23 protein-coding genes are annotated in these 17,766 nt (G+C 69.5%); 9 read left to right on the top strand and 14 right to left on the bottom strand.

All coding sequences use genetic code 11. The features are described from left to right. Positions 1–51 precede the first annotated feature (51 nt). A complete protein-coding gene (locus EV192_RS48190; RefSeq protein ID WP_132125508.1) occupies positions 52–1,056 on the top strand; it encodes a DUF2891 family protein in 1,005 nt (334 codons plus the stop codon). Here EV192_RS48190 and EV192_RS48185 read toward each other — a convergent pair. After that, positions 1,045–1,677: a class I SAM-dependent methyltransferase gene (locus EV192_RS48185; protein ID WP_132125507.1), complete on the bottom strand. Its 633-nt coding sequence runs from the start codon at positions 1,675–1,677 to the stop codon at positions 1,045–1,047. The genes EV192_RS48190 and EV192_RS48185 overlap by 12 nt on opposite strands. Positions 1,678–1,775: 98 nt before the next feature. Here EV192_RS48185 and EV192_RS48180 point away from each other — a divergent pair, with 98 nt between their 5' ends. The 3 genes from EV192_RS48180 to EV192_RS48170 are packed head-to-tail and all read left to right on the top strand — an operon-like array spanning position 1,776 to position 3,860. Continuing rightward, on the top strand, positions 1,776–2,060 hold the full coding sequence (locus EV192_RS48180; RefSeq protein ID WP_132125506.1) for a hypothetical protein: 285 nt from the start codon (positions 1,776–1,778) through the stop codon (positions 2,058–2,060). Between the two features lie 40 nt (positions 2,061–2,100). Next, a complete protein-coding gene (locus EV192_RS48175; RefSeq protein ID WP_165960983.1) occupies positions 2,101–3,375 on the top strand; it encodes an ankyrin repeat domain-containing protein in 1,275 nt (424 codons plus the stop codon). An 11-nt stretch (positions 3,376–3,386) separates the two neighbouring features. Then, positions 3,387–3,860, top strand: coding sequence for a group II truncated hemoglobin (locus tag EV192_RS48170; protein ID WP_132125504.1), 474 nt, complete (start codon positions 3,387–3,389; stop codon positions 3,858–3,860). 4 nt (positions 3,861–3,864) lie between these two features. Here the strand turns inward: EV192_RS48170 and EV192_RS48165 are convergent, their stop codons facing one another. Genes EV192_RS48165 through EV192_RS48155 form a run of 3 tightly spaced genes read right to left on the bottom strand, consistent with a single transcriptional unit; the run spans position 3,865 to position 5,419 of the window. Next, on the bottom strand, positions 3,865–4,458 hold the full coding sequence (locus EV192_RS48165) for a pentapeptide repeat-containing protein (RefSeq protein WP_243727550.1): 594 nt from the start codon (positions 4,456–4,458) through the stop codon (positions 3,865–3,867). Beyond that, a complete protein-coding gene (locus EV192_RS48160; protein WP_132125502.1) occupies positions 4,446–5,192 on the bottom strand; it encodes an aminoglycoside phosphotransferase family protein in 747 nt (248 codons plus the stop codon). Before EV192_RS48160 ends, EV192_RS48165 begins: the two co-directional genes overlap by 13 nt. After that, a complete protein-coding gene (locus EV192_RS48155; protein ID WP_132125501.1) occupies positions 5,192–5,419 on the bottom strand; it encodes a helix-turn-helix domain-containing protein in 228 nt (75 codons plus the stop codon). Before EV192_RS48155 ends, EV192_RS48160 begins: the two co-directional genes overlap by 1 nt. Positions 5,420–5,480: 61 nt before the next feature. Between EV192_RS48155 and map the strand changes: the two genes are divergently transcribed. Continuing rightward, positions 5,481–6,248: a type I methionyl aminopeptidase gene (gene map, locus EV192_RS48150; protein ID WP_132125500.1), complete on the top strand. Its 768-nt coding sequence runs from the start codon at positions 5,481–5,483 to the stop codon at positions 6,246–6,248. Here map and EV192_RS48145 read toward each other — a convergent pair. Both EV192_RS48145 and EV192_RS48140 read right to left on the bottom strand, forming a co-directional pair. Beyond that, positions 6,245–7,270, bottom strand: coding sequence for a 6-phosphofructokinase (locus EV192_RS48145; protein WP_132125499.1), 1,026 nt, complete (start codon positions 7,268–7,270; stop codon positions 6,245–6,247). The genes map and EV192_RS48145 overlap by 4 nt on opposite strands. Positions 7,271–7,318: 48 nt before the next feature. Beyond that, positions 7,319–7,822 carry a polyadenylate-specific 3'-exoribonuclease AS gene (locus EV192_RS48140; RefSeq protein ID WP_132125498.1) on the bottom strand — a complete coding sequence of 168 codons (504 nt, stop codon included), beginning with the start codon at positions 7,820–7,822 and terminating at the stop codon, positions 7,319–7,321. A 356-nt stretch (positions 7,823–8,178) separates the two neighbouring features. On the opposite strand from EV192_RS48140, the gene EV192_RS57600 reads away from it, so the two are divergent. Next, positions 8,179–8,364 (top strand): HNH endonuclease, encoded by a 186-nt coding sequence (locus EV192_RS57600; RefSeq protein WP_207926856.1) that lies wholly within the window; start codon positions 8,179–8,181, stop codon positions 8,362–8,364. Between the two features lie 19 nt (positions 8,365–8,383). Here EV192_RS57600 and EV192_RS48130 read toward each other — a convergent pair whose 3' ends face one another. After that, on the bottom strand, positions 8,384–9,112 hold the full coding sequence (locus tag EV192_RS48130) for a lysophospholipid acyltransferase family protein (RefSeq protein ID WP_424923446.1): 729 nt from the start codon (positions 9,110–9,112) through the stop codon (positions 8,384–8,386). Between the two features lie 188 nt (positions 9,113–9,300). Between EV192_RS48130 and EV192_RS48125 the strand changes: the two genes are divergently transcribed. Further along, positions 9,301–9,849 carry a hypothetical protein gene (locus EV192_RS48125; protein ID WP_132125497.1) on the top strand — a complete coding sequence of 183 codons (549 nt, stop codon included), beginning with the start codon at positions 9,301–9,303 and terminating at the stop codon, positions 9,847–9,849. Positions 9,850–9,851: 2 nt separating this feature from the next. After that, positions 9,852–10,502, top strand: a complete 651-nt coding sequence (locus EV192_RS48120) for a leucyl/phenylalanyl-tRNA--protein transferase (RefSeq protein ID WP_132125496.1) — start codon at positions 9,852–9,854, stop codon at positions 10,500–10,502. Between the two features lie 4 nt (positions 10,503–10,506). On the opposite strand, the gene EV192_RS48115 is transcribed toward EV192_RS48120, so the two are convergent. From EV192_RS48115 to EV192_RS48090, 6 genes are read right to left on the bottom strand one after another with little or no spacing between them, the layout of a single operon-like run. Further along, complete coding sequence (locus EV192_RS48115; RefSeq protein ID WP_132125495.1) at positions 10,507–11,460, bottom strand: ROK family glucokinase; 954 nt, start codon at positions 11,458–11,460, stop codon at positions 10,507–10,509. Beyond that, complete coding sequence (locus tag EV192_RS48110; RefSeq protein ID WP_132125494.1) at positions 11,454–11,831, bottom strand: hypothetical protein; 378 nt, start codon at positions 11,829–11,831, stop codon at positions 11,454–11,456. Before EV192_RS48110 ends, EV192_RS48115 begins: the two co-directional genes overlap by 7 nt. Then, positions 11,828–13,012 (bottom strand): ArsA family ATPase, encoded by a 1,185-nt coding sequence (locus tag EV192_RS48105; protein WP_132125493.1) that lies wholly within the window; start codon positions 13,010–13,012, stop codon positions 11,828–11,830. Before EV192_RS48105 ends, EV192_RS48110 begins: the two co-directional genes overlap by 4 nt. A gap of 7 nt (positions 13,013–13,019) precedes the next feature. Beyond that, positions 13,020–13,460 carry an SRPBCC family protein gene (locus tag EV192_RS48100; RefSeq protein ID WP_132125492.1) on the bottom strand — a complete coding sequence of 147 codons (441 nt, stop codon included), beginning with the start codon at positions 13,458–13,460 and terminating at the stop codon, positions 13,020–13,022. A gap of 23 nt (positions 13,461–13,483) precedes the next feature. Beyond that, positions 13,484–14,281 carry a metallophosphoesterase family protein gene (locus EV192_RS48095; RefSeq protein WP_132125491.1) on the bottom strand — a complete coding sequence of 266 codons (798 nt, stop codon included), beginning with the start codon at positions 14,279–14,281 and terminating at the stop codon, positions 13,484–13,486. Between the two features lie 21 nt (positions 14,282–14,302). Continuing rightward, on the bottom strand, positions 14,303–14,674 hold the full coding sequence (locus EV192_RS48090) for a polyketide cyclase / dehydrase and lipid transport (protein WP_132125490.1): 372 nt from the start codon (positions 14,672–14,674) through the stop codon (positions 14,303–14,305). Positions 14,675–14,716: 42 nt separating this feature from the next. Between EV192_RS48090 and EV192_RS48085 the strand changes: the two genes are divergently transcribed. Then, complete coding sequence (locus tag EV192_RS48085; protein ID WP_132125489.1) at positions 14,717–16,510, top strand: AMP-dependent synthetase/ligase; 1,794 nt, start codon at positions 14,717–14,719, stop codon at positions 16,508–16,510. On the opposite strand, the gene EV192_RS48080 is transcribed toward EV192_RS48085, so the two are convergent. Then, the gene (locus tag EV192_RS48080) at positions 16,507–17,613 is read right to left on the bottom strand and encodes a glycosyltransferase family 4 protein (protein ID WP_132125488.1); all 1,107 of its coding nucleotides are present in this window, start codon (positions 17,611–17,613) and stop codon (positions 16,507–16,509) included. The two genes, EV192_RS48085 and EV192_RS48080, sit on opposite strands and share 4 nt — an antisense overlap. Positions 17,614–17,766: the final 153 nt, after the last annotated feature.

Below are 17,766 nucleotides of genomic sequence, written 5' to 3'. Positions count from 1 at the left end.
CAGGATAAGAGGTGCGCGCACCGGAATTTCGGTCAGGCAGGATTGGCGTCCATGTCCCCACTTCGCGGCAGTACAACACGGTTGGACGGCGAAACCGCGAACCGGTTGCTCACCATGGCCGTGGCCAACCTCCAGCGCGACTACCCGGTGCACTGGACACGGCACATTTCCTCGCCCGACCAGCTCGTGCCGCACCGGACACTGCATCCGGTGTTCGCCGGCTCGTACGACTGGCACTCCTGCGTGCACCAGACCTGGCTCGCCGCGCGGCTGCTGCGCGCGTACCCGGACCTGCCGGCGGCCGGTGCCGCCCGTGCGGTGCTCTCGGCTCTGATCACTGTGGACGGATGCGCCACCGAGGCTGACTTCTTCGCAGGTGACGAGGGTCACTACTGGGAGCGGCCGTACGGCTGGGCGTGGCTGCTGACCCTGGCCGCGGAGCTGGACCACACCGAGTGGTCGCTCGGACCGCTGGCCGCGGTGCTGCGGGACCGGTGGCTCGCGTGGATCACCCACGCCCGGCTGCCCGTCCGGGTCGGGACGCACGACAACACGGCGTTCGCCACCGGTCTCGTGCTGGACGCGGCCCATGCCCAGGAAGACACCGAACTCGCGGCGGCGTGTGAGGCGGCCGCGTTGCGGTGGTACCTCGGCGACACGGGATACGGCGGGTTCGAGCCGGACGCGGCGGACTTCCTGTCACCGGCGCTCACCGAGGCGGACCTGATGCGGCGGGTGCTGCCCGGCGAGGAGTTCGCGCACTGGCTGGAGGCGTTCGTCCCGGACCTGGACACCGCGCGCTGGGAGGTCCTGCGTGAGCCCGTGGCCGTGCCGCATCCAGAGGACATGTTCGGCGCTCACTTAGCCGGGCTCGCCTTGTCCCGCGCCTGGGGATGGCGGGCTGTTGGGTTGGCGCTGCCGGCCGCACACCGGTTCCGTGGGATCGCCGAGGAGGCCTATGAGGCGCACGCTTCGGCCGGGTGGCACTACGTGTTCGGCTACGGCTACGCCACCGAGCACTGGCTGGGCACGTTCGCGGCGTACTTAGCGTTGTGACCGGGCGATGAGCTGGAAGATCCGGGCGGTGTGCAGGTACGGCTCGCGGTCGCTCCGGATGCCGTAGTGCCCGATCACCGAGCAGCCGAGGTCGGCCAGGACGGCGCTGATCTCGTCGGCGGTGTACAGGGTGATCTTGGCGTTGAAGGTGGGCGAGTCGGCGGCGACCAGCGGGGCGGCATGCCGGTTGAACGCCATGACGGACAGCAAACCGTTGGGGCGTAACTTGTTCACCGCTGCTTTGAGGGTGGGCACCGGGTCGGTCTGGTACTGCAGCAGGTTGTGGCACAGGACGACGTCGTAGTCGCCGATGTCGTCCGGCAGATCGGTCGCGTCCGACTCCACACAGGTGATGTCGACACCCGCGGCCTGCGCCCGCTGCTGCGCCGCGGCCAGCATGTCCGGCGTGAAGTCCGCGATGGTGACGCGATGTCCTTGCCGCGCAAGGGGAATCGAGTCGCCGCCGTCCGCGCCGGCAAGATCGAGGATGTCGCCTTGCGCTGCGATATGCCGGTCGAGATTGGCCGCGGCGAGGGTGTACCGCAGCCGCCCCCACGGGCTTTCCTGCCATTGCTGCCAGGCCGTTAGGGCGTTCGCGAACGTCTCTGGTGTGTGCGTCACTCCCCCGAAGCTAGCGTAAGTTCCGCCCGCCGTGCCGCCGGTCGACTGGCCGCCGAAGACCGTTCTGGATCCCGAGCACGGCGGCATAGCCTGGCCGGGTGTTCACCCTCCACGAGCCTCCGCTGTTCACGCGCTTACGCATGGCCGAACGGATCCTGGTCGCCGGCGCGGGTGGCGGATTCGACGTCTACGCCGGCCTGCCGCTCGCGTTCGCCCTGACCGCCATGGGCAAGGACGTGCACCTGGCCAACTTCTCGTTCACCGACCTGCGGACCTGCGACACCTGGCTCGAGTCCACGGACACCATGACGGAGGTCGCACTGACCATTGAACAACACCGTTACGGCGTTGACCGGAGGCTGTGGCGCGCGTTCCCGCACTGAGTCGTGACAACATCTTCGAGCAGGACCTAACGTGGCACGCGTGGACTTGCACAGCGCCGTTGTCAGCAACGACACGGACGCGGTCCGTGCGTTACTGGCGAGCGGTGCGGCGTTGTCCACCACCGACCAGGACGGCCATACTCCGTTGGAGGTCGCGCGGGATCCGGACATCGCCCGGTTGTTGATCTCCGCGGGTGCCCCGGTCAGCACCAAGGGCGAGACCACCCCGTTGCATCGGGCGATCCAGCTCGGGTGGACCGACGTGGCCGAGATGTTGCTGGAACGAGGTGCCGATCCGGGTAGCCGGGACAGGTTCGGCGACCTGCCGCAGGACCTGTTACCCGACGGGCCGTCCGCGCTTCGGGAACGGATGGCCAGGCGGCTGCGGTACAACGGGCGGTCCGCGCACCTGGGGTTGGACGAGGTGGCCGGCGGGCCGCAGCAGACCGTGGTGGTGCGGCCGCGTCGAGCCGAGGCACTGACCACGATGTACCGCGGGACTGTGTTGGTGCGGTGGGATTTGGAGCCACGGATCCGCCCGGTGGAGATCATGCGGGTGGCGTCGCGGACCGAACTGCCCGGACCGGTGGTGTCCGACAGCGGGTCGATGCTGGCGTTCACCGACGACAAGTCTGTGCACCTGCGGCCGTGGGCGGCGTTACGGATGGTCCGGGGGTTGCCCGACGTCCCCACCGGGGATCTCGCGATGTCCGCCGACGGTCGACTCCTCGCGGTGGGCGGAGACCAGCATCTGTGGATCGTCGACCCGAACGCGCCCGCGGTGCTCGCCAGCGACATGGACCTCGACCACGGCGACTGGGAAGGCCTCGGCGACGAACGGGTCACGCCGCGGTTCTCGCCGGACGGGCACGTGCTCGCCGTGGGCAACTCCATGCGGGGCAGTTGGTGGCTCACGGTCCTGGACGTCACCGACGACGGCCGGCTCAAACATCGGTACGACCGCAGGGACCCGCAGCCGTGGAGCTCGGAGGTGTCCGGGGCCGTCCGGTTCTCGCCGGACGGCGAGATCATCGTCATGTGGGTGCATCCGACCGCGGTGGTCGCCACCGTGACCGCGACCGGCGAACCCGCGTGGCGGCACGAACTGCCGTCCCGGTCCGGCGCGCTGTGCTTCACCGGCGACGGCCGAACCCTGGCCGTGGGCACGGACTCCGGAGTGTCCTGGTTGGACGCGGCGAGTGGCCGGCCGCGCGGCCGGGAGACGACGTTCGGCGCCGTGCACGACCTCGCGTACGCCGACCACTGCGGCATGCTCGCCGCGACGAGCACCGGGTTACACCGCTTGCTCGGATAAGGTGATCAAGCGTGACCACCAATGACGAGAATGTGCCGACCCTGTTCGAGTGGGCCGGCGGGGCCGAGGCGTTCGAACGGCTCTTTCAGGCGTTCTACCAACGGGTCAGCAAGGACGAGCTGATCGGGCCGCTGTTCGCGCACATGGACCCGGGCCACCCGAGGTTCGTCGCGGCCTGGCTGGGCGAGGTGTTCGGCGGCCCGGCCACGTACTCCGAGACGCGCGGCGGGCACGCGCACATGATCTCCAGGCACCTCGGCAAGGCGCTCACCGAGGAACAGCGGCGCCGCTGGTTCAACCTGCTCATCGACACCGCCGACGAGGTGGGCCTGCCGAACGACCCGGAGTTCCGGTCCGCGTTCGTCGGGTATCTCGAATGGGGGACGCGGATGGCGTTGGTGTTCTCGCAGCCCGACGCCAAGCCGAACATGGCCGAGCCGATGCCGAAGTGGGGCTGGGGCGAGGTCAAGCCCTGGACCGGGTGAGCCACTAGTTTCTCGGCGCCCGGACCTCGATGCCCATCGCCTGGGCGATCACGATCGCCTGGGCCGGTTCGATCACCGCGCGGGCCAGTTCGACGTTGAACGGGTCAAGGCCGGACAGGTCGCTGCCCCGCAGGTCGGCCCCGGCGAAGGTGGCCCGGTGGGTCTGCGCGGACGTGAGGTCGACGTCGACGAACTCGGTCTTCGCGCAGTTCGCGCCGGTGAGGTCGACCTCCCGCATCCGGAGGTCCTCGAACCGGGAGCCCCGCAGGTCGGCGCCGGCCAGCGCGACGAACGACCAGTCGCCGCCGCGGACCCGAAGCGGCCGGAGATCACACTCCCGGAAGGCGCTGCCGACCAGCTTGCACCCGGTGAACTCGGCGTCGAAGAAGTGGCACCGCCGGAACGTGCACGACAGGAACGCGGCGTCGGTGTGCTTGGACGCGTTGAACCGGACACTGACGAACGTGCAGTTCTCGAACACGCACCCGCGGTTGACCAACTCGGTCATGTCGATGTCGTGGAACGCACAGCCCGCGTAGGTACGGCCGCTGATGTCGTCGCCGTACCAGTCCTCGCCGCGTAAGGTCAGCTCATCCACGCGAAAACCCTGCACCATGCCGCCAATCTGTCGACGTCCAGGTCCGCCGCTTTCGCGACGGCTGCAATAATGCTCGACCCTGCAAGCAGATCTTCGGACCTTTTCGTGGCCAGGGCGTAGTCGACCGCGTCGAAGCACGGGTCGCCGAGGCAGGCCTTCGGGTCGATCGCCATCAACTTCGGTCCATTGAGGACGTTGAACAGGTGCAGGTCGCCGTGCAGCAACACCTGCTCGGTCTGCGACGAGACCAGTTCGTCGCGGATCCGGCGGGCGTCGCCGACGTCGACTCCCCGCTGCTCCACGCGGACAAAGATCTCCTCAGTGCCTTCCGCGAGGTGCCGAGGCCCTTCAGTGGCGGGTGTCCGGAGGTCACGCAGGAACTGGGCGTAGTCGTCGAGCGGCGGCGGGGTGACGACCGGCTCGCCGGGCTCGATCGTCTCCATCAGCACGGCGCCGTCCGCGTGCATGAGCACCTTGGGCACCCGGCCGGTGGGCTCGAACAGCTGGAGCGTCCGCACCTGTTCGGCGGTGAACTCGACCTGTGGCGACACTTTCAGCACTCCGGCGTCGCACCGGAAAACCACCGACGTGTTCCCGGTCCCGTACGGTTCGCCGACTTTCAAGCCCCATCGGTCGGCCAGTTCGGCCACCCGGTCCGGGACCAGGTCGACCCAGTCGTGGATGTCCGGGCCGAACCGGCGGACGAGCCGGGCCCGGACGGGTGCGAGGTCCATCAGCAGAGCGCGTCCAGTGGCAGGTCCACGGCGCGGGCGATCGCGGCGACCGTGAAGAACGCGGGCGTCGGCACCCGGCCGTGCTCGATCTTGCGCAGCGTCTCCACCGAGATCCCGGCCGCCGCGGCCACTTCCACACCGCTGCGCTCGCCACGAGCGGCGCGCAACGCTTCGCCGAGCCGGATGCCGCGTTCGCGGTCCTCGTCGGTCAGAGGTGGTCGGACCATACCCCAATACTAATACTGTGATAGAAATACCGGGATAGTTATCCCGTCGATGGAGTGCGTGATGGTGGAACTGAAGACTCGGACCGAACTGGACCTGATGCGGCAGGCGGGCAAGGTGGTCGCGGCCGCGCTCGCGGCGGCCAAGGAAACGGCCGCGGCCGGCGTGACCTTGCGTGACCTGGACACGGTCGCCGCCGAGGTGATCTCGGCACACGGCGCCAAACCGTCCTTCCTGCACTACCACCCGCACTTCGCGCCGACCCCGTACCCGGGCGTGATCTGCACGTCCGTGAACGACACGGTGGTGCACGGCATCCCTGACGGCTACCAGCTGCGCGAAGGCGATCTGGTCAGCATCGACTGCGGCGCGCACATCTCCGGTTTCCACGGCGACTCCGCCATCAGCTTCACGATCGGCGACCCCACACCCGAGGACGAGGAACTCATCCAGCTCACGCGGGACGCGCTGAACGCGGGCATCGCGGCGATGCAGGTGGGCAACAAGCTCGGTGACGTCTCGCACGCCGTCGGCCAGATCGGCCGCGGGCGAGGCTACGGCCTGCTCGAGAACTACGGCGGGCACGGCGTAGGGCGCCGGATGCACGAAGACCCGCACGTGCCCAACGAAGGCCGGGCCGGGCGAGGCATGAAGCTCCGCCCCGGCCTGGTGCTCGCCATCGAGCCCATGTTCATCGCGGGCGGCCGCGACAAGTACGTGACCGCCCCGGACGGCTGGGGCCTGCGGTCAGTGGACGGCAGCCGCGCCGCCCACTGGGAGCACACCATCGCCGTCACACCAGACGGCCCGCTCGTGCTCACGGCTCCTTAGCCGAAGAAGACCTCGGCCTCCTGGTAACGCTCCAGCGGCACGGTTTTCAGCTCTTCAGTTGCCTCGGACAGCTTCACGCGCACGATCTCCGTGCCGTGCAACGCGACCATGACGCCAAAGTCGCCGTCATGCACCGCGTCCACCGCGTGCAGGCCGAACCGCGTCGCCAGGACACGGTCGTACGCGGTCGGCGTGCCGCCGCGCTGCACGTGCCCGAGCACCACCGCACGGGACTCTTTGCCGGTGCGGTGAGCGATCTCCTCCGCCAGCCACGTGCCGACACCGCCGAGCCGGACGTGCCCGAAGGCGTCCTTCTCCCCGCTGGTGAGCAGCTCCGCGCCGCCTTCCGGCATCGCGCCCTCGGCGACCACGATGATCGGCGCGTACTCCCGCTCGAACCGGCGCTCGACCCACCTGACGACCTTGTCGATGCTGAACGGCCGCTCCGGCACCAGGATCACGTTCGCGCCGCCGGCCAGGCCGGAGTGCAGCGCGATCCAGCCGGCGTGCCGGCCCATCACCTCGATCACCAGCGCGCGGTGGTGCGACTCGGCCGTGGTGCGCAGCCGGTCGATGGCCTCGGTCGCGATGTGCACCGCGGTGTCGAAGCCGAACGTGTAGTCGGTGGCGCCCAGGTCGTTGTCGATCGTCTTGGGCACGCCGACCACGCCGATGCCGTCGTCGGTCAGCCGCTTGGCCACCCCGAGGGTGTCCTCGCCGCCGATCGCGATCAGCGCGTCGATCCCCTCGTCGGTGAGCACCTTCCTGATCTTCTCGACGCCGCCGTCGATCTTGTACGGGTTGGTGCGCGACGAGCCGAGAATCGTGCCGCCCCTGGTCAGGATGTCCTCGACCCGGTCGAGCCCGATGCTCTTGAACTTGCCTTCCAGCGGCCCCTGCCAGCCGTTCCGGAACCCGACGATCTCCCAGCCGTGCGCCTCGATCCCCTTGCGGGTCACGGCCCTGATCACCGCGTTCAGACCTGGACAGTCACCACCACCGGTGAGTACGCCAATTCGCATGGAGTGAAGGGTGTCACGTCCTGGATCGGTAAAGCAACCGGCCCCCCGTTAACGAACGGGGAACCCCCGACGCAGCCGTTCCACCTCGATCACCTGCCAGCGCGCGAGGTTGTGCCGGGCGTCGGCGAGCGCGTCGTGCGCGTCGGTCGGCGGGTTGGGCAGCGGCGGCTTGCCCACGTCCTCCCAACGCTGGCGCAGGTCCCGGGTGAACCGCGGCAACTGGCGCGGCAGCGCCGGCATCGCGCCCCACAACTGGGCGAGCGCCACATGGTCGTACGCGGCGAACCAGGCCCACAGTTCGACGCTTTCGCCGTGTGGGCTGAGGAACTTCATCAGGCCGTCGCGGATGGCCGTGCGGTCCCGCCACGCCTTGTCGCCGGCCGACGGCAGCTTGTCCAGCACGTTCTCGCGTACCCACTGACCGGCCTTGTCCGGGTCGAACTCGGTGGACACGGCATAGAACTCGCGCCCGTCCTCAGCGACGACACCAATGGACACCAGGTCGATAGTCAGCCCGTCTTCGATGAATTCGCAGTCATAAAAGTACCGCACAACTATGTTTCTCCTAGGACGGTAGCGTGATCGACATGGCAATTTGCTCGGTGGCGGAGTGCGGACGACTGGTCCGCAGGAACAAGCTGTGCTGGCAGCACTATCACGCTCATCTGGCTCAACAACGTCCCACCTGCTCAGTCGTTGGATGCACGCGGAGCGGACAACGGAATTCGGGAATCTGCCTGCCGCACATGCGTCTGATCCGAAGGTGGGGGTCGATCGAGGCCGCTCCAGGCAAAGGATCGCCTGGAAAACCTCGAAAAAGCGACTACCCGGGCAGACGCGCCACCGCCAACGGATACTGGCGGATTCGTCTCGACGACGGAAGTTGGGTATTGGAACATCGCCACCTCATGGAGCAAAAACTGGGACGCCCACTGCTCGTGGGGGAGAACGTCCACCACATCAACGGCGACCGAATGGACAACAGCCCGGAGAATCTGGAACTGTGGCTCACCCGGCAACCACACGGGCAGCGAGTCGAGGACATCCTCGCCTGGGCACATGCGGTCATCGCCCGATATGAGTCGAAGTCGTGAGCAACTGCACTGACTGACCCTATCCGGCCTTGGTTTCCGGCATGCGGCCCGCCTCACGGGGCTCGGGGACGGCCACCTGACCGTTGGTGGACGACTCCTTCACCTTGGCCGCGTACATGTCCACGTACTCCTGGCCGGACAGCTCCATCAGCGCGTACATCACCTCGTCGGTGATCGACCGCTCGACGAACCGGTCGCCGGCCATCCCCTCGTACCGCGAGAAGTCCAGCGGGGGGCCGAACTTCACCCGGATCTTGGTCGGCTTCCACATCTTGGAACCGATCGGGTTGGCGATGTCGGTGCCGACCATGGCCACCGGGATGATCGGCACGCCTGCCTCCAGCGCCATCCGGGCGATGCCGGTCTTGCCCTTGTAGAGCCGGCCGTCGGGCGAGCGCGTGCCTTCCGGGTAGATGCCCAGCAGGTGTCCCTCGCGCAGCAGCCGCACGCCCGTGGCGAGCGCGGCCTGCGCGGCCGACCCGCCGGTGCGGTCCATCGGGATCTGGCCCATGCCGGTGAAGAACCAGCGTTTCAGGGCGCCCTTGAGGCCGGTGCCGGTGAAGTACTCCATCTTCGCCACGAACGTGACCCGGCGGCGGGGAATCACCAGCGGCATGAAGAACGAGTCGGACACCGCGAGGTGGTTGCTGGCCAGGATCGCGCCGCCGGTCTTCGGGATGTGCTCGAGCCCCTCGGCCTCCGGCCGGAAGAACGCCCGCAGCACCGGGCCCAGCAGCACGTGTTTCATGACGAAGTAGAACACCGTGAAGCGCGCCTCCTGGTCGACCCCTGTCCCGCCGAACAGCCTACGAACAGTGCCCGCTCGGGCACAACGCAGAGTGTCCATGCGTGATGTGAGGAAACAAGGCGCAAAAGACGTCGAAGGAACCCGCCACCGGGATGCCGGTCCGTGCGACGATGGGATGCAGGACTCGGATGGACGAGGAGGAGTCGGGTGCACTGCGAACTCTTCTGGACGCCGTCATGAAGGGCGGATCGGACGGACCGGAGGACGTGGACGCAGCCTTCGCGCAGATCGTGGCGAACCTGGAACGTGAGGGCGTGGGTTCCGGCGTGCCGACCGATCTCTCCGACCTGCCCGAATTGTCCGAGCTGACCGAGATGCCCGGCGAGTCCAAGGAGACCGCGCCGCCGGAGACTCCGGAGCCGGCGACCCCACCGCCGACCGCGGGCTGGCGCGGCCACGAGACCGAAATGGACTGGTCGTGGAGCACGGACGACGACCACTACGTGCCGCCTGAGCCGCCGCCGCTGCCGAAGCCGAGCGCGCTGACCGTGGTGGCACTCGTGCTGATGCTCATCGCCCTGTTCCTGTTGGTCGCCCCCGGCGTGATCGGGCTGTCCACCCCGATCGCCACCCCGATCGCGCTGATCTCCGCCGCGGTCGGCATCGGCCTGGTGGTGCTGCGGATCCGCCAGAACAACCCGCCGGGCTCGGACAACGACAACGGCGCCCAGATCTAGGGATGACCGACCAGGCGCGACTGCTCGCGCACCGGATGATCGGGGCCTACGCCAGCGGCTGGTTCCCGATGGAGGACGACACAGCCGACACAGCCGAACAGATGGCCTGGCACACGGTCGAGCTGCGGGCCGTGATCCAACCGACCGACCAGGGCATCGCCCGGACCAGGCGCTCACTCAAGGCGCACCGGTGGACGTTCGACGTCCGCGCGGACACGGACTTCGACGACGTCCTCACGTCCTGCGCCGCGCCCCGGGGCAACGGGCAGTGGCTGGGTCCCCGGCTGTGCGACGCCTACCGCGCCTTGCGCGAAATGGGTTTCGGCCGGTGTTTCACGGTGTACGACAGTGCCGATGACGTCGTGGGCGGAACCCTGGTGGTGACGATCGGCGGGGCGGCGTTCGCGGAAAGCACGTTCCACCGCGCCCCGGACGCCGGGAACGCCGCGGTGCTGGGCATGATCGAACTCCTGTACGCCGAAGGCTGCCGGCTGATCGACCTGCAGTACCTGTCCGGCGACCACTTCAGGCGGTTCGGCGCGGTCGAGATCCCCCGCGGCGTCTACCTGGACCTGCTCCAGCTCGCCATGGAGCCGCCAGACCCGCGCGCCGTGTACATCCCCCGCTGGCTGCGAGCGTCCACAGTGGTGTGATCGGCTAGTGGCGGCCGTTGAGGACGTCGCGGGCCAGGGTGGCGGCGCCGACCAGGCCGGCGTCGTCGCCCAGTTGGGCGGTTCGGATCCGGGCCAGTGGGCGGTAGCCGGCGCCGGTGACGGTGTCGCGGTAGATCTCGCGGGCGTCGTCCAGGAACAGGGGGGCCGATTCGGAGACGCCGCCGGCGATCACCACGACCTCCGGGTCGTAGATGTCCGCCACCAGGGCCAGGCCCTCGCCGAGCCAGCGGGCCAGCTCGGCCATGGCGCGCAACGCCACCGGGTCGCCGTCGCGGGCCGCGCCGGCGACCTTGCGGCCGGTGATCGATCGCGCGTCGCCGGCCGCCTCGCGGGCGAGCACGGTGGACTGGCCGGGGTGGCCGGAGAGCAGTTCGATGGCGGTCGCGCTCAGCGCCGTTCCGCTGCAGTACCGTTCCCAGCAGCCGGCTTTGCCGCAGGAGCAGGGCCGCCCGTTCGGCACGATTCGAAGGTGCCCGAGCTCGGGTGCGACACCGTGGGCGCCGCGGAAGATCTTTCCGTTCAGAAGCAGTCCGGCGCCAATTCCTGTGCCGATGGCGATCAGGACCGCAACTTTTGCGCCCCGGGCCGCGCCGTAGCGGTACTCGGCCAGGGCCGCCGCGTTGGCGTCGTGCTCCAGCACCACTGGCAGGTCGATCTTGGCGGAGATCCGTTCGGCCACCGCCGCACGCCGCCACGCCAGGTGCGGCGCGAACATGACCGTCTTCAGGTCCGTGGCGACGAAGCCGGCCACCGCGAGGCCGACCGCGGTGACCTGGTGCCGTGCGGACAGCGAGCCGATCACCGACACGATCGCGTCGTTCAGCGCGTCCGCGCCGGACGGGGTACCCACGCGCGCGGTGTCCAGGATGGTGCCGCGGTTGTCGACGACACCGGCACGGACGCTGGTACCGCCGATGTCGACGCCGATGGTCAGCATGACGGCGGACCGAAGCCGCGCCGGACCTGGATGTGCTGCACCTTTCGATTGTGTTCGCGCGGCGGCTCGCTCGCGCGCGGGGGGCGGCCGGTCGGCCGGAATCCCGGCATATGGGGCACACCCGGCTCCCACCGGTCGGCCAGGACCGCCCGCAGCAGGGCCACGATGTCCGCGGCCCGGTCCAGGGTCGTCGCGGCCAACTGGTTGGGCTCGCCGCGGACCAGCGCGCCGACCGCACACAGTGGACAGTTGTCCGGCGGGCCGTCGTGCTCGGCGGCCACCCGGTCCAGGTACGGCCCCATCCGCTCGGCCACCGCGGCCAACAGCAGCACGATCTCCTCGAGCAGCCGCGAGCCCGGCTCGGTGCTCATGACAACGCCTCCACCGGGATCTCGAACCGGACCAGCAGCCCGTCCGAGTCGACCGACGCGTCGACCACCGCGTACCGCCGCAGCACCGCGGGCAACGGCACCAGCCGGCGCATCCCGTCGACCGTCACGGCCAGGTCGTCCGCCACCCGCGCGAGATCCACATCGGACTGTTCGGTCAGCGGGAGGGCCACCCGCAACAGGTAGGCGTCGCCGTCCGGCCGCATCCGCAGCAGCGACGGCGGCCGGGAATCGCCGCACGCCAACGGATCCGACCGGCCGTACAGCTCGTCCGCCAGGTCGGCCAACGCGGTCAGCCCGACCGGTTCGGCGGCGCGGTGCTCCACCACCCGCAACTCCAACGGTGTGGACACGCGCAGTTCCGCGAGCACCGCGTCCTGCTCGGCCCGGCGGGTCCGCAGCCAGGTCGCGGCCGGTCCGCCGCGTTGCAGGACGCCGCGCATCCCGGCCTTCGGCACCAGCCGGTTGGCGATCATGCCGTCCACCCGGATGTCCCGCAGCGCCAACGCGGCCAGCGTGCGCCTGCTCTCGGCGACCACCAGCCGTTCCGGCGTCAGCACCAGCCGCACCCCGGTCACCTGCGGGTCGGCGAGCAACTCCCGCAGGTCGGTGAGGTGCTCGGCGAGCCGTTCGACCGCGTCCGCCCAGCCCTGCCGGCCCACCCCGGACACCATGCCGCGAACCGACCTCGGCGGGAACACGCGCTTCAGGTACGTCCCGATGGCGTCCGGCAAAGCCAACAGCCGCAACGTTTCCGCGGTCGGCCCGCAGTCGACGACGACGGTCTCCCATGCGCCGGTCCTCGCCAGCCGGGCCACCTCGGTCAACGCGAGCAGCTCGTCCAACCCCGGTACGACAGTGAGTTCCTCGGCGTCCAGCGAGTCCACCCCGGCGCCGGCGAGCACCAGCCGCAGCTTCCCGCGCAGCTCGTCCCACACCGAGTCGACCAGGCCACGGGTGTCCACGTGGGCCGCGGACAAGCGAGTGTCCACTAGGGATGGTTCGCCGGCCAGCCGCGCGCCGAACGCGTCCGCGAGCGAGTGCGCCGGGTCGGTGGACACGACCAGCGTCTCGTGCCCTCGTCCGGCCAGCCGGACCGCGGTGGCCGCGGCCAGGGTGGTCTTGCCCACCCCGCCCTTTCCGGTGAACAGCAGGATCCGCACTGCCGGGTTACAGCCCTTCGGCGCGGCGCTTGAGGTCCTTCAGCGCGATGTCCATGATCATCTTCTCGGCCTTGCGGCGGAACAGGCCGATCATCGGCACCGCCAGCTGCACCGACAGCGTGTACGTCACCCTGGTCGCCTCGTCGCCCTGCGGCTGGAGCACGTACCGCCCCTGCTGCGCCTTCTGCATCTGGCCCTTGACCAGGTTCCAGCTCACCGACAGGCCGTCGGTCGCCCACTCGTACGCCAGCGTGTAGGTGTCCTTGAACATGCCCGCGTCGATGACGAACCGGACCTCGGCGGCCTGCCCGTCGGAGTCCTCGGCGAGCACTTCGGTCTCCTTCACCGCCCCGGTCCACTCCGGGTACGCGGCGAAGTCGGCGATGACGCCCATGATCGTGTCCGCGTCTGCCTCAACGATGATGGACTGGGTGGACTCGTCGGCCATGCGGGGGAGGCTACCCGGTCGGCTCACCAGCGCAGTACGTGTGGCACCTGCGTGCGCTGGAAATGTCCGACGTTGATGCAGTCGGTCATGTGCACGCGCGTTCGCGCTGACAGCGGCTGGTGGATGTGCCCGAACAGCGACCATCGGGGCCGTTGCTCGCGGATCAGGTCCAGCAACGCGCGGGACCCGGCCTCGGCCTTGCGCGCGACGACGTCATAGGTGAGTTCGGGCACAGCGGGCGGGATGTGCGAGCACAGCACGTCGACTTCGGTGAGCTTGCCGACACCAGCGTTGAAATCGTCCTCCGGCCGCAGGTACGGGAACCACACGCCGGAGCGCCGGACGTGCCGGCCGGGCGCCAGGATCGACCCGCCGACGAAGCCGAACCGCAGCCCGTCGATCTCGGCGACCTCGCCGTCGAGCATGGTCAGGCCGGCGCGGGCGAAGTCCGGCCAGAGCGCCGGGACGTCGACGTTGCCGGGCGTGGCGTAGGTGGGCGCGGTCATCGCGCCGAACATGCGCGTGTACTGCTCGCGGATGGCTTCTTCGACCAGGTCGGTGGCGTTGTCCAGGCTCTCCCACAGCGTGCGCGCGTACGTGGCCATCTCCGACGCGTGCCGGGTGCCGGTGCTCCGCCGTAACCGGGCGAACGTGGCGACCTTCTCCGGGCCGAAGACGCGGCCCAGGATGCCGCCGGAGTGGTCGTGGTAGTCGACGAAGTCGATCAGGTCACCGAGCACGACCAACGCGTCGGCGCCGTCGCCCGCGCGAGCCAACGCGTCCGAGTTGCCGTGGACATCGGAAACGACGTGGACCCGCACCACTCCTACTTTAGAGGTGGATCACGGTGGGCAGCCAGGGCGCCGGCCGTCCTCCAGCGCGAACTTCAGGTCCAGCGCGATGGTCTTGGCGGCCAACTGGCGGCGGGCGAGCTCGCGCCGGACGTCTCGCGGCCGCAGGCCGTCAGGCAGGTCGGCGCGCAGGAAGTAGTGCAGCAGGGTGCCGTCCAGCATCGGTTCCAGCCAGACCTCCATGCTGCCGACCAGCGCGCCCCGGACCGTCCACCGAAGACCCTGGTCCCCCCGGTCGAGATACACGTCGAGGGTGAGATCCGGCCAGAACCCGCGCCAGGACCGCGGGTCCGCGAACGCGGCGGCCACAACGGGCGGAGGCACGGCGAGAAACGTCTCGTCGACGACGTCCACAGCAGGCACGGATGCAGCATGTCATGAACCCGTGCACTAAGTTGACTTGACGTGCGGGAATACACAGCGCCAGGTGCGGTGACGGTAAAGGCCGAGGAGAACCTCACCGACATGGTGTTCGCCAACGCCGACCGGTTCGCCGAGGCGGTGAGCTTCCGTCGCCTGCTCGACGGCTCATGGGTGGACGTCACCGCGCGCCAGTTCGCCGCGCACGTGCTCGCGGTCGCCAAGGGCCTGGTGTCGACCGGGCTGCGACCGGGCGACCGGGTCGCGATCCTGTCCCGGACGCGGTACGAGTGGTCCCTGTTCGACTTCGCGCTGTGGACCGCGGGATGCGTCACCGTCCCGATCTATGAGACGTCGTCACCGGATCAGGTGGAGTGGGTGCTGTCGGACTCCGGCGCCAAGGCCGTCATCGTGGAGACCGCGGCGCATCGGGCGACCGTGGACGCCCTGGTGGACAGGCTGCCCGAGGTGGGCCGGGTCTGGCAGATCGAACCGGGCGACGACCTGGCGCCGGCCGTGGACGAACTGACCGCGTTGGGCGCCGAGGTCGACAGCGAGGCGACCCACGAGCTGCGCCGCGGCGTCCGCGCGGACGATCTGGCCACGCTCGTGTACACGTCCGGCACCACCGGCCGTCCCAAAGGCGTCGAGTTGACGCACCGGAACCTGCTGGCGGAGGTGCGCGCGGACCTGATGGCGTTCCCGCAGCTGCTGCGGCCGGGGAACTCGATGCTGGTGTTCCTGCCGTTGGCGCACGTGTTCGCCCGCGCGATCGCCATCTGCTGCGTGTACACGCGGACCACGCTGGGGCATCTGCCGGACGTCAAGACGTTGGTGCGTGACCTGGGGACGTTCCGGCCGACGTTCGTGGTCGCGGTGCCCAGGGTGTTCGAGAAGGTGTACAACTCGGCGAAACAGCAGGCGCACGCGAGCGGCAAGGGCCGGATCTTCGACCTGGCCGAGGCGTTGGCGGTGCGGTACAGCCAGACTCCACGGCCCGGCCTGGCGTTGAAGGCGCGACACCTGGTCGCGGACCGGCTGGTGTACGGACGGCTGCGGGGCGCGCTCGGCGGGCGCTGCGAGGCCGCGATCTCCGGCGGCGCGCCGCTCGGCGAACGGCTGGCGCACTTCTTCCGCGGCATCGGCGTGCCGGTGTTCGAGGGGTACGGGCTGACCGAGACGTCGGCCGCGATCGCGGTGAACACCTTGGACGGGTTCCAGGTCGGCACGGTCGGCCGGCCGGTCGCGGGCGCGTCCGTGCGGATCGCGGACGACGGCGAGGTGCTGCTGTCCGGGGCGATGGTGTTCCGCGGCTACTGGCGCGACCCGGCGGCCACCGGCGAGTCGCTGAAGGACGGCTGGTTCCACACCGGCGATCTCGGCACCCTGTCCGACGGCGGTTTCCTCGCGATCACCGGCCGGAAGAAGGAGATCATCGTCACCGCGGGCGGCAAGAACGTGGCCCCGGCCGTGCTGGAGGACGGGCTGCGGCTGAGCCCGATGATCAGCCAGGCCCTGGTGGTCGGCGACCGGCGGCCGTTCATCGGGGCGTTGGTCACCATCGACGAGGACTACTTCCCGACGTGGAAAGCGCAGCACGGCAAGGCGGCCACGGCCACGGTCGCGGACCTCGCCGACGACCCGGATCTGCACGCCGAGATCCAGTCCGCTGTGGACACAGCGAACCGGGCGGTGTCACGCGCCGAGTCGATCCGGAGCTTCACCGTGCTGCCACAGGACTTCAGCGAGGAACGCGGCGAGATCACGCCAAGCCTGAAACTGCGCCGCGAAGTCATCACCACCGCGTACGCCGACCGGATCGAGGCGATCTACTCCTAGCGGGGGTGCAGCAGGGTCTGGAGGCGGTCGGCCATCTGGTCCCACCGCCACTGTGCGCTGACCCAGTCGCGCGCGGCTTGTCCCATTGCGGCCGCCGCGTCCAGGTCCGCGAGCAGGCCGCCGACGCGAGTGGCCAGTTGCGACACGTCACGGCCGTCCACCACGTACCCGGTGACGCCTTCGCGCACGGCTTCCGGTGAGCCACCGGAATTCCCCGCCACCACGGGCAGGCCGCACGCGGAGGCTTCCAGGAACACGATTCCCAGCGCTTCGACGTCCAGTCCCTTGCCGCGCGTCCGGCAGGGCATCGCGAACACGTCGCCGGCGACGTAGTGCGCGGGAAGCTCCTCCCATGGCACGGATCCCGTGAAGATCACGTCGTTGTCCCTTGCCAGGGACCGGAGTCTGGACTCGTCCCGCCCGCTGCCGACGATCAGCAGGGCCGCGTCCGGGACCTGGCGACGGATCAGCGGCATCGCCCGGATCAGCATGTCCTGACCCTTGCGCGGCACCAGCCGGGACACGCACACCACAGTGGGCCGGTCAGCCAGCCCGTGGCGTTTGCGGATCAGGGCCCGCGCCTCCGGGTCCGGCCGGTACACCTGGGTGTCCACACCGGACGGCAGGAACTCCAGGGCGGCGTGCCGACCGAACGCGGCGGCGAACCGCGCGCGGGTGTACTTGCTCACGTACGTCACGACGTCCGCGGTGGAGCCGATCCGGCGCAACGCCTGCCGGGACACCGGCAACATCGACCAGCCGACCTCGTGGCCGTGGGTGGACGCCACCACGCGGTCCACGCCCAACGTCGGGCCGAGCAGGGCGAGCGGCGCCGCCGCGCCGAACCAGACCGTCGAACAGCCTTCGGCGGCGATGATCTGCCGGGCCCGCCGGGCCACGTCCGGGGTCGGCAGCATCAGCGACGTGCGATGCCGGACGACCGGAAAGGGCAACTGGGCGTCGAACTCCGCCGCACCCGCCCAGGCCGGCGCGTACACCACCAACGAATGTGCGGGCAGGCGCGTGGCCAAAGCCTGCAGGTACAACTGGATACCGCCGTGTCGCGGCGGGAAGTCGTTGGTCACCAGCAGAGTCCTGACCATGGCAGTGTTGGATTGTCCTCTCTCCGTTCGGACGCGCTTGGTCGCCTAAGCCAGTCATTTCCACCCCGCCCCACGCGACCGACATCTCCGCTCAGGGCTGGCCGCCGTCGTGCCCGGGACGATGTCGGGCGTGTTGCGTGGCGTAAATGACCG

It is taken from the genome of Actinocrispum wychmicini, assembly GCF_004345645.1.
Lineage (GTDB): Bacteria > Actinomycetota > Actinomycetes > Mycobacteriales > Pseudonocardiaceae > Kibdelosporangium > Kibdelosporangium wychmicini.
This window is presented reverse-complemented; position numbering and strand designations above follow the sequence as displayed.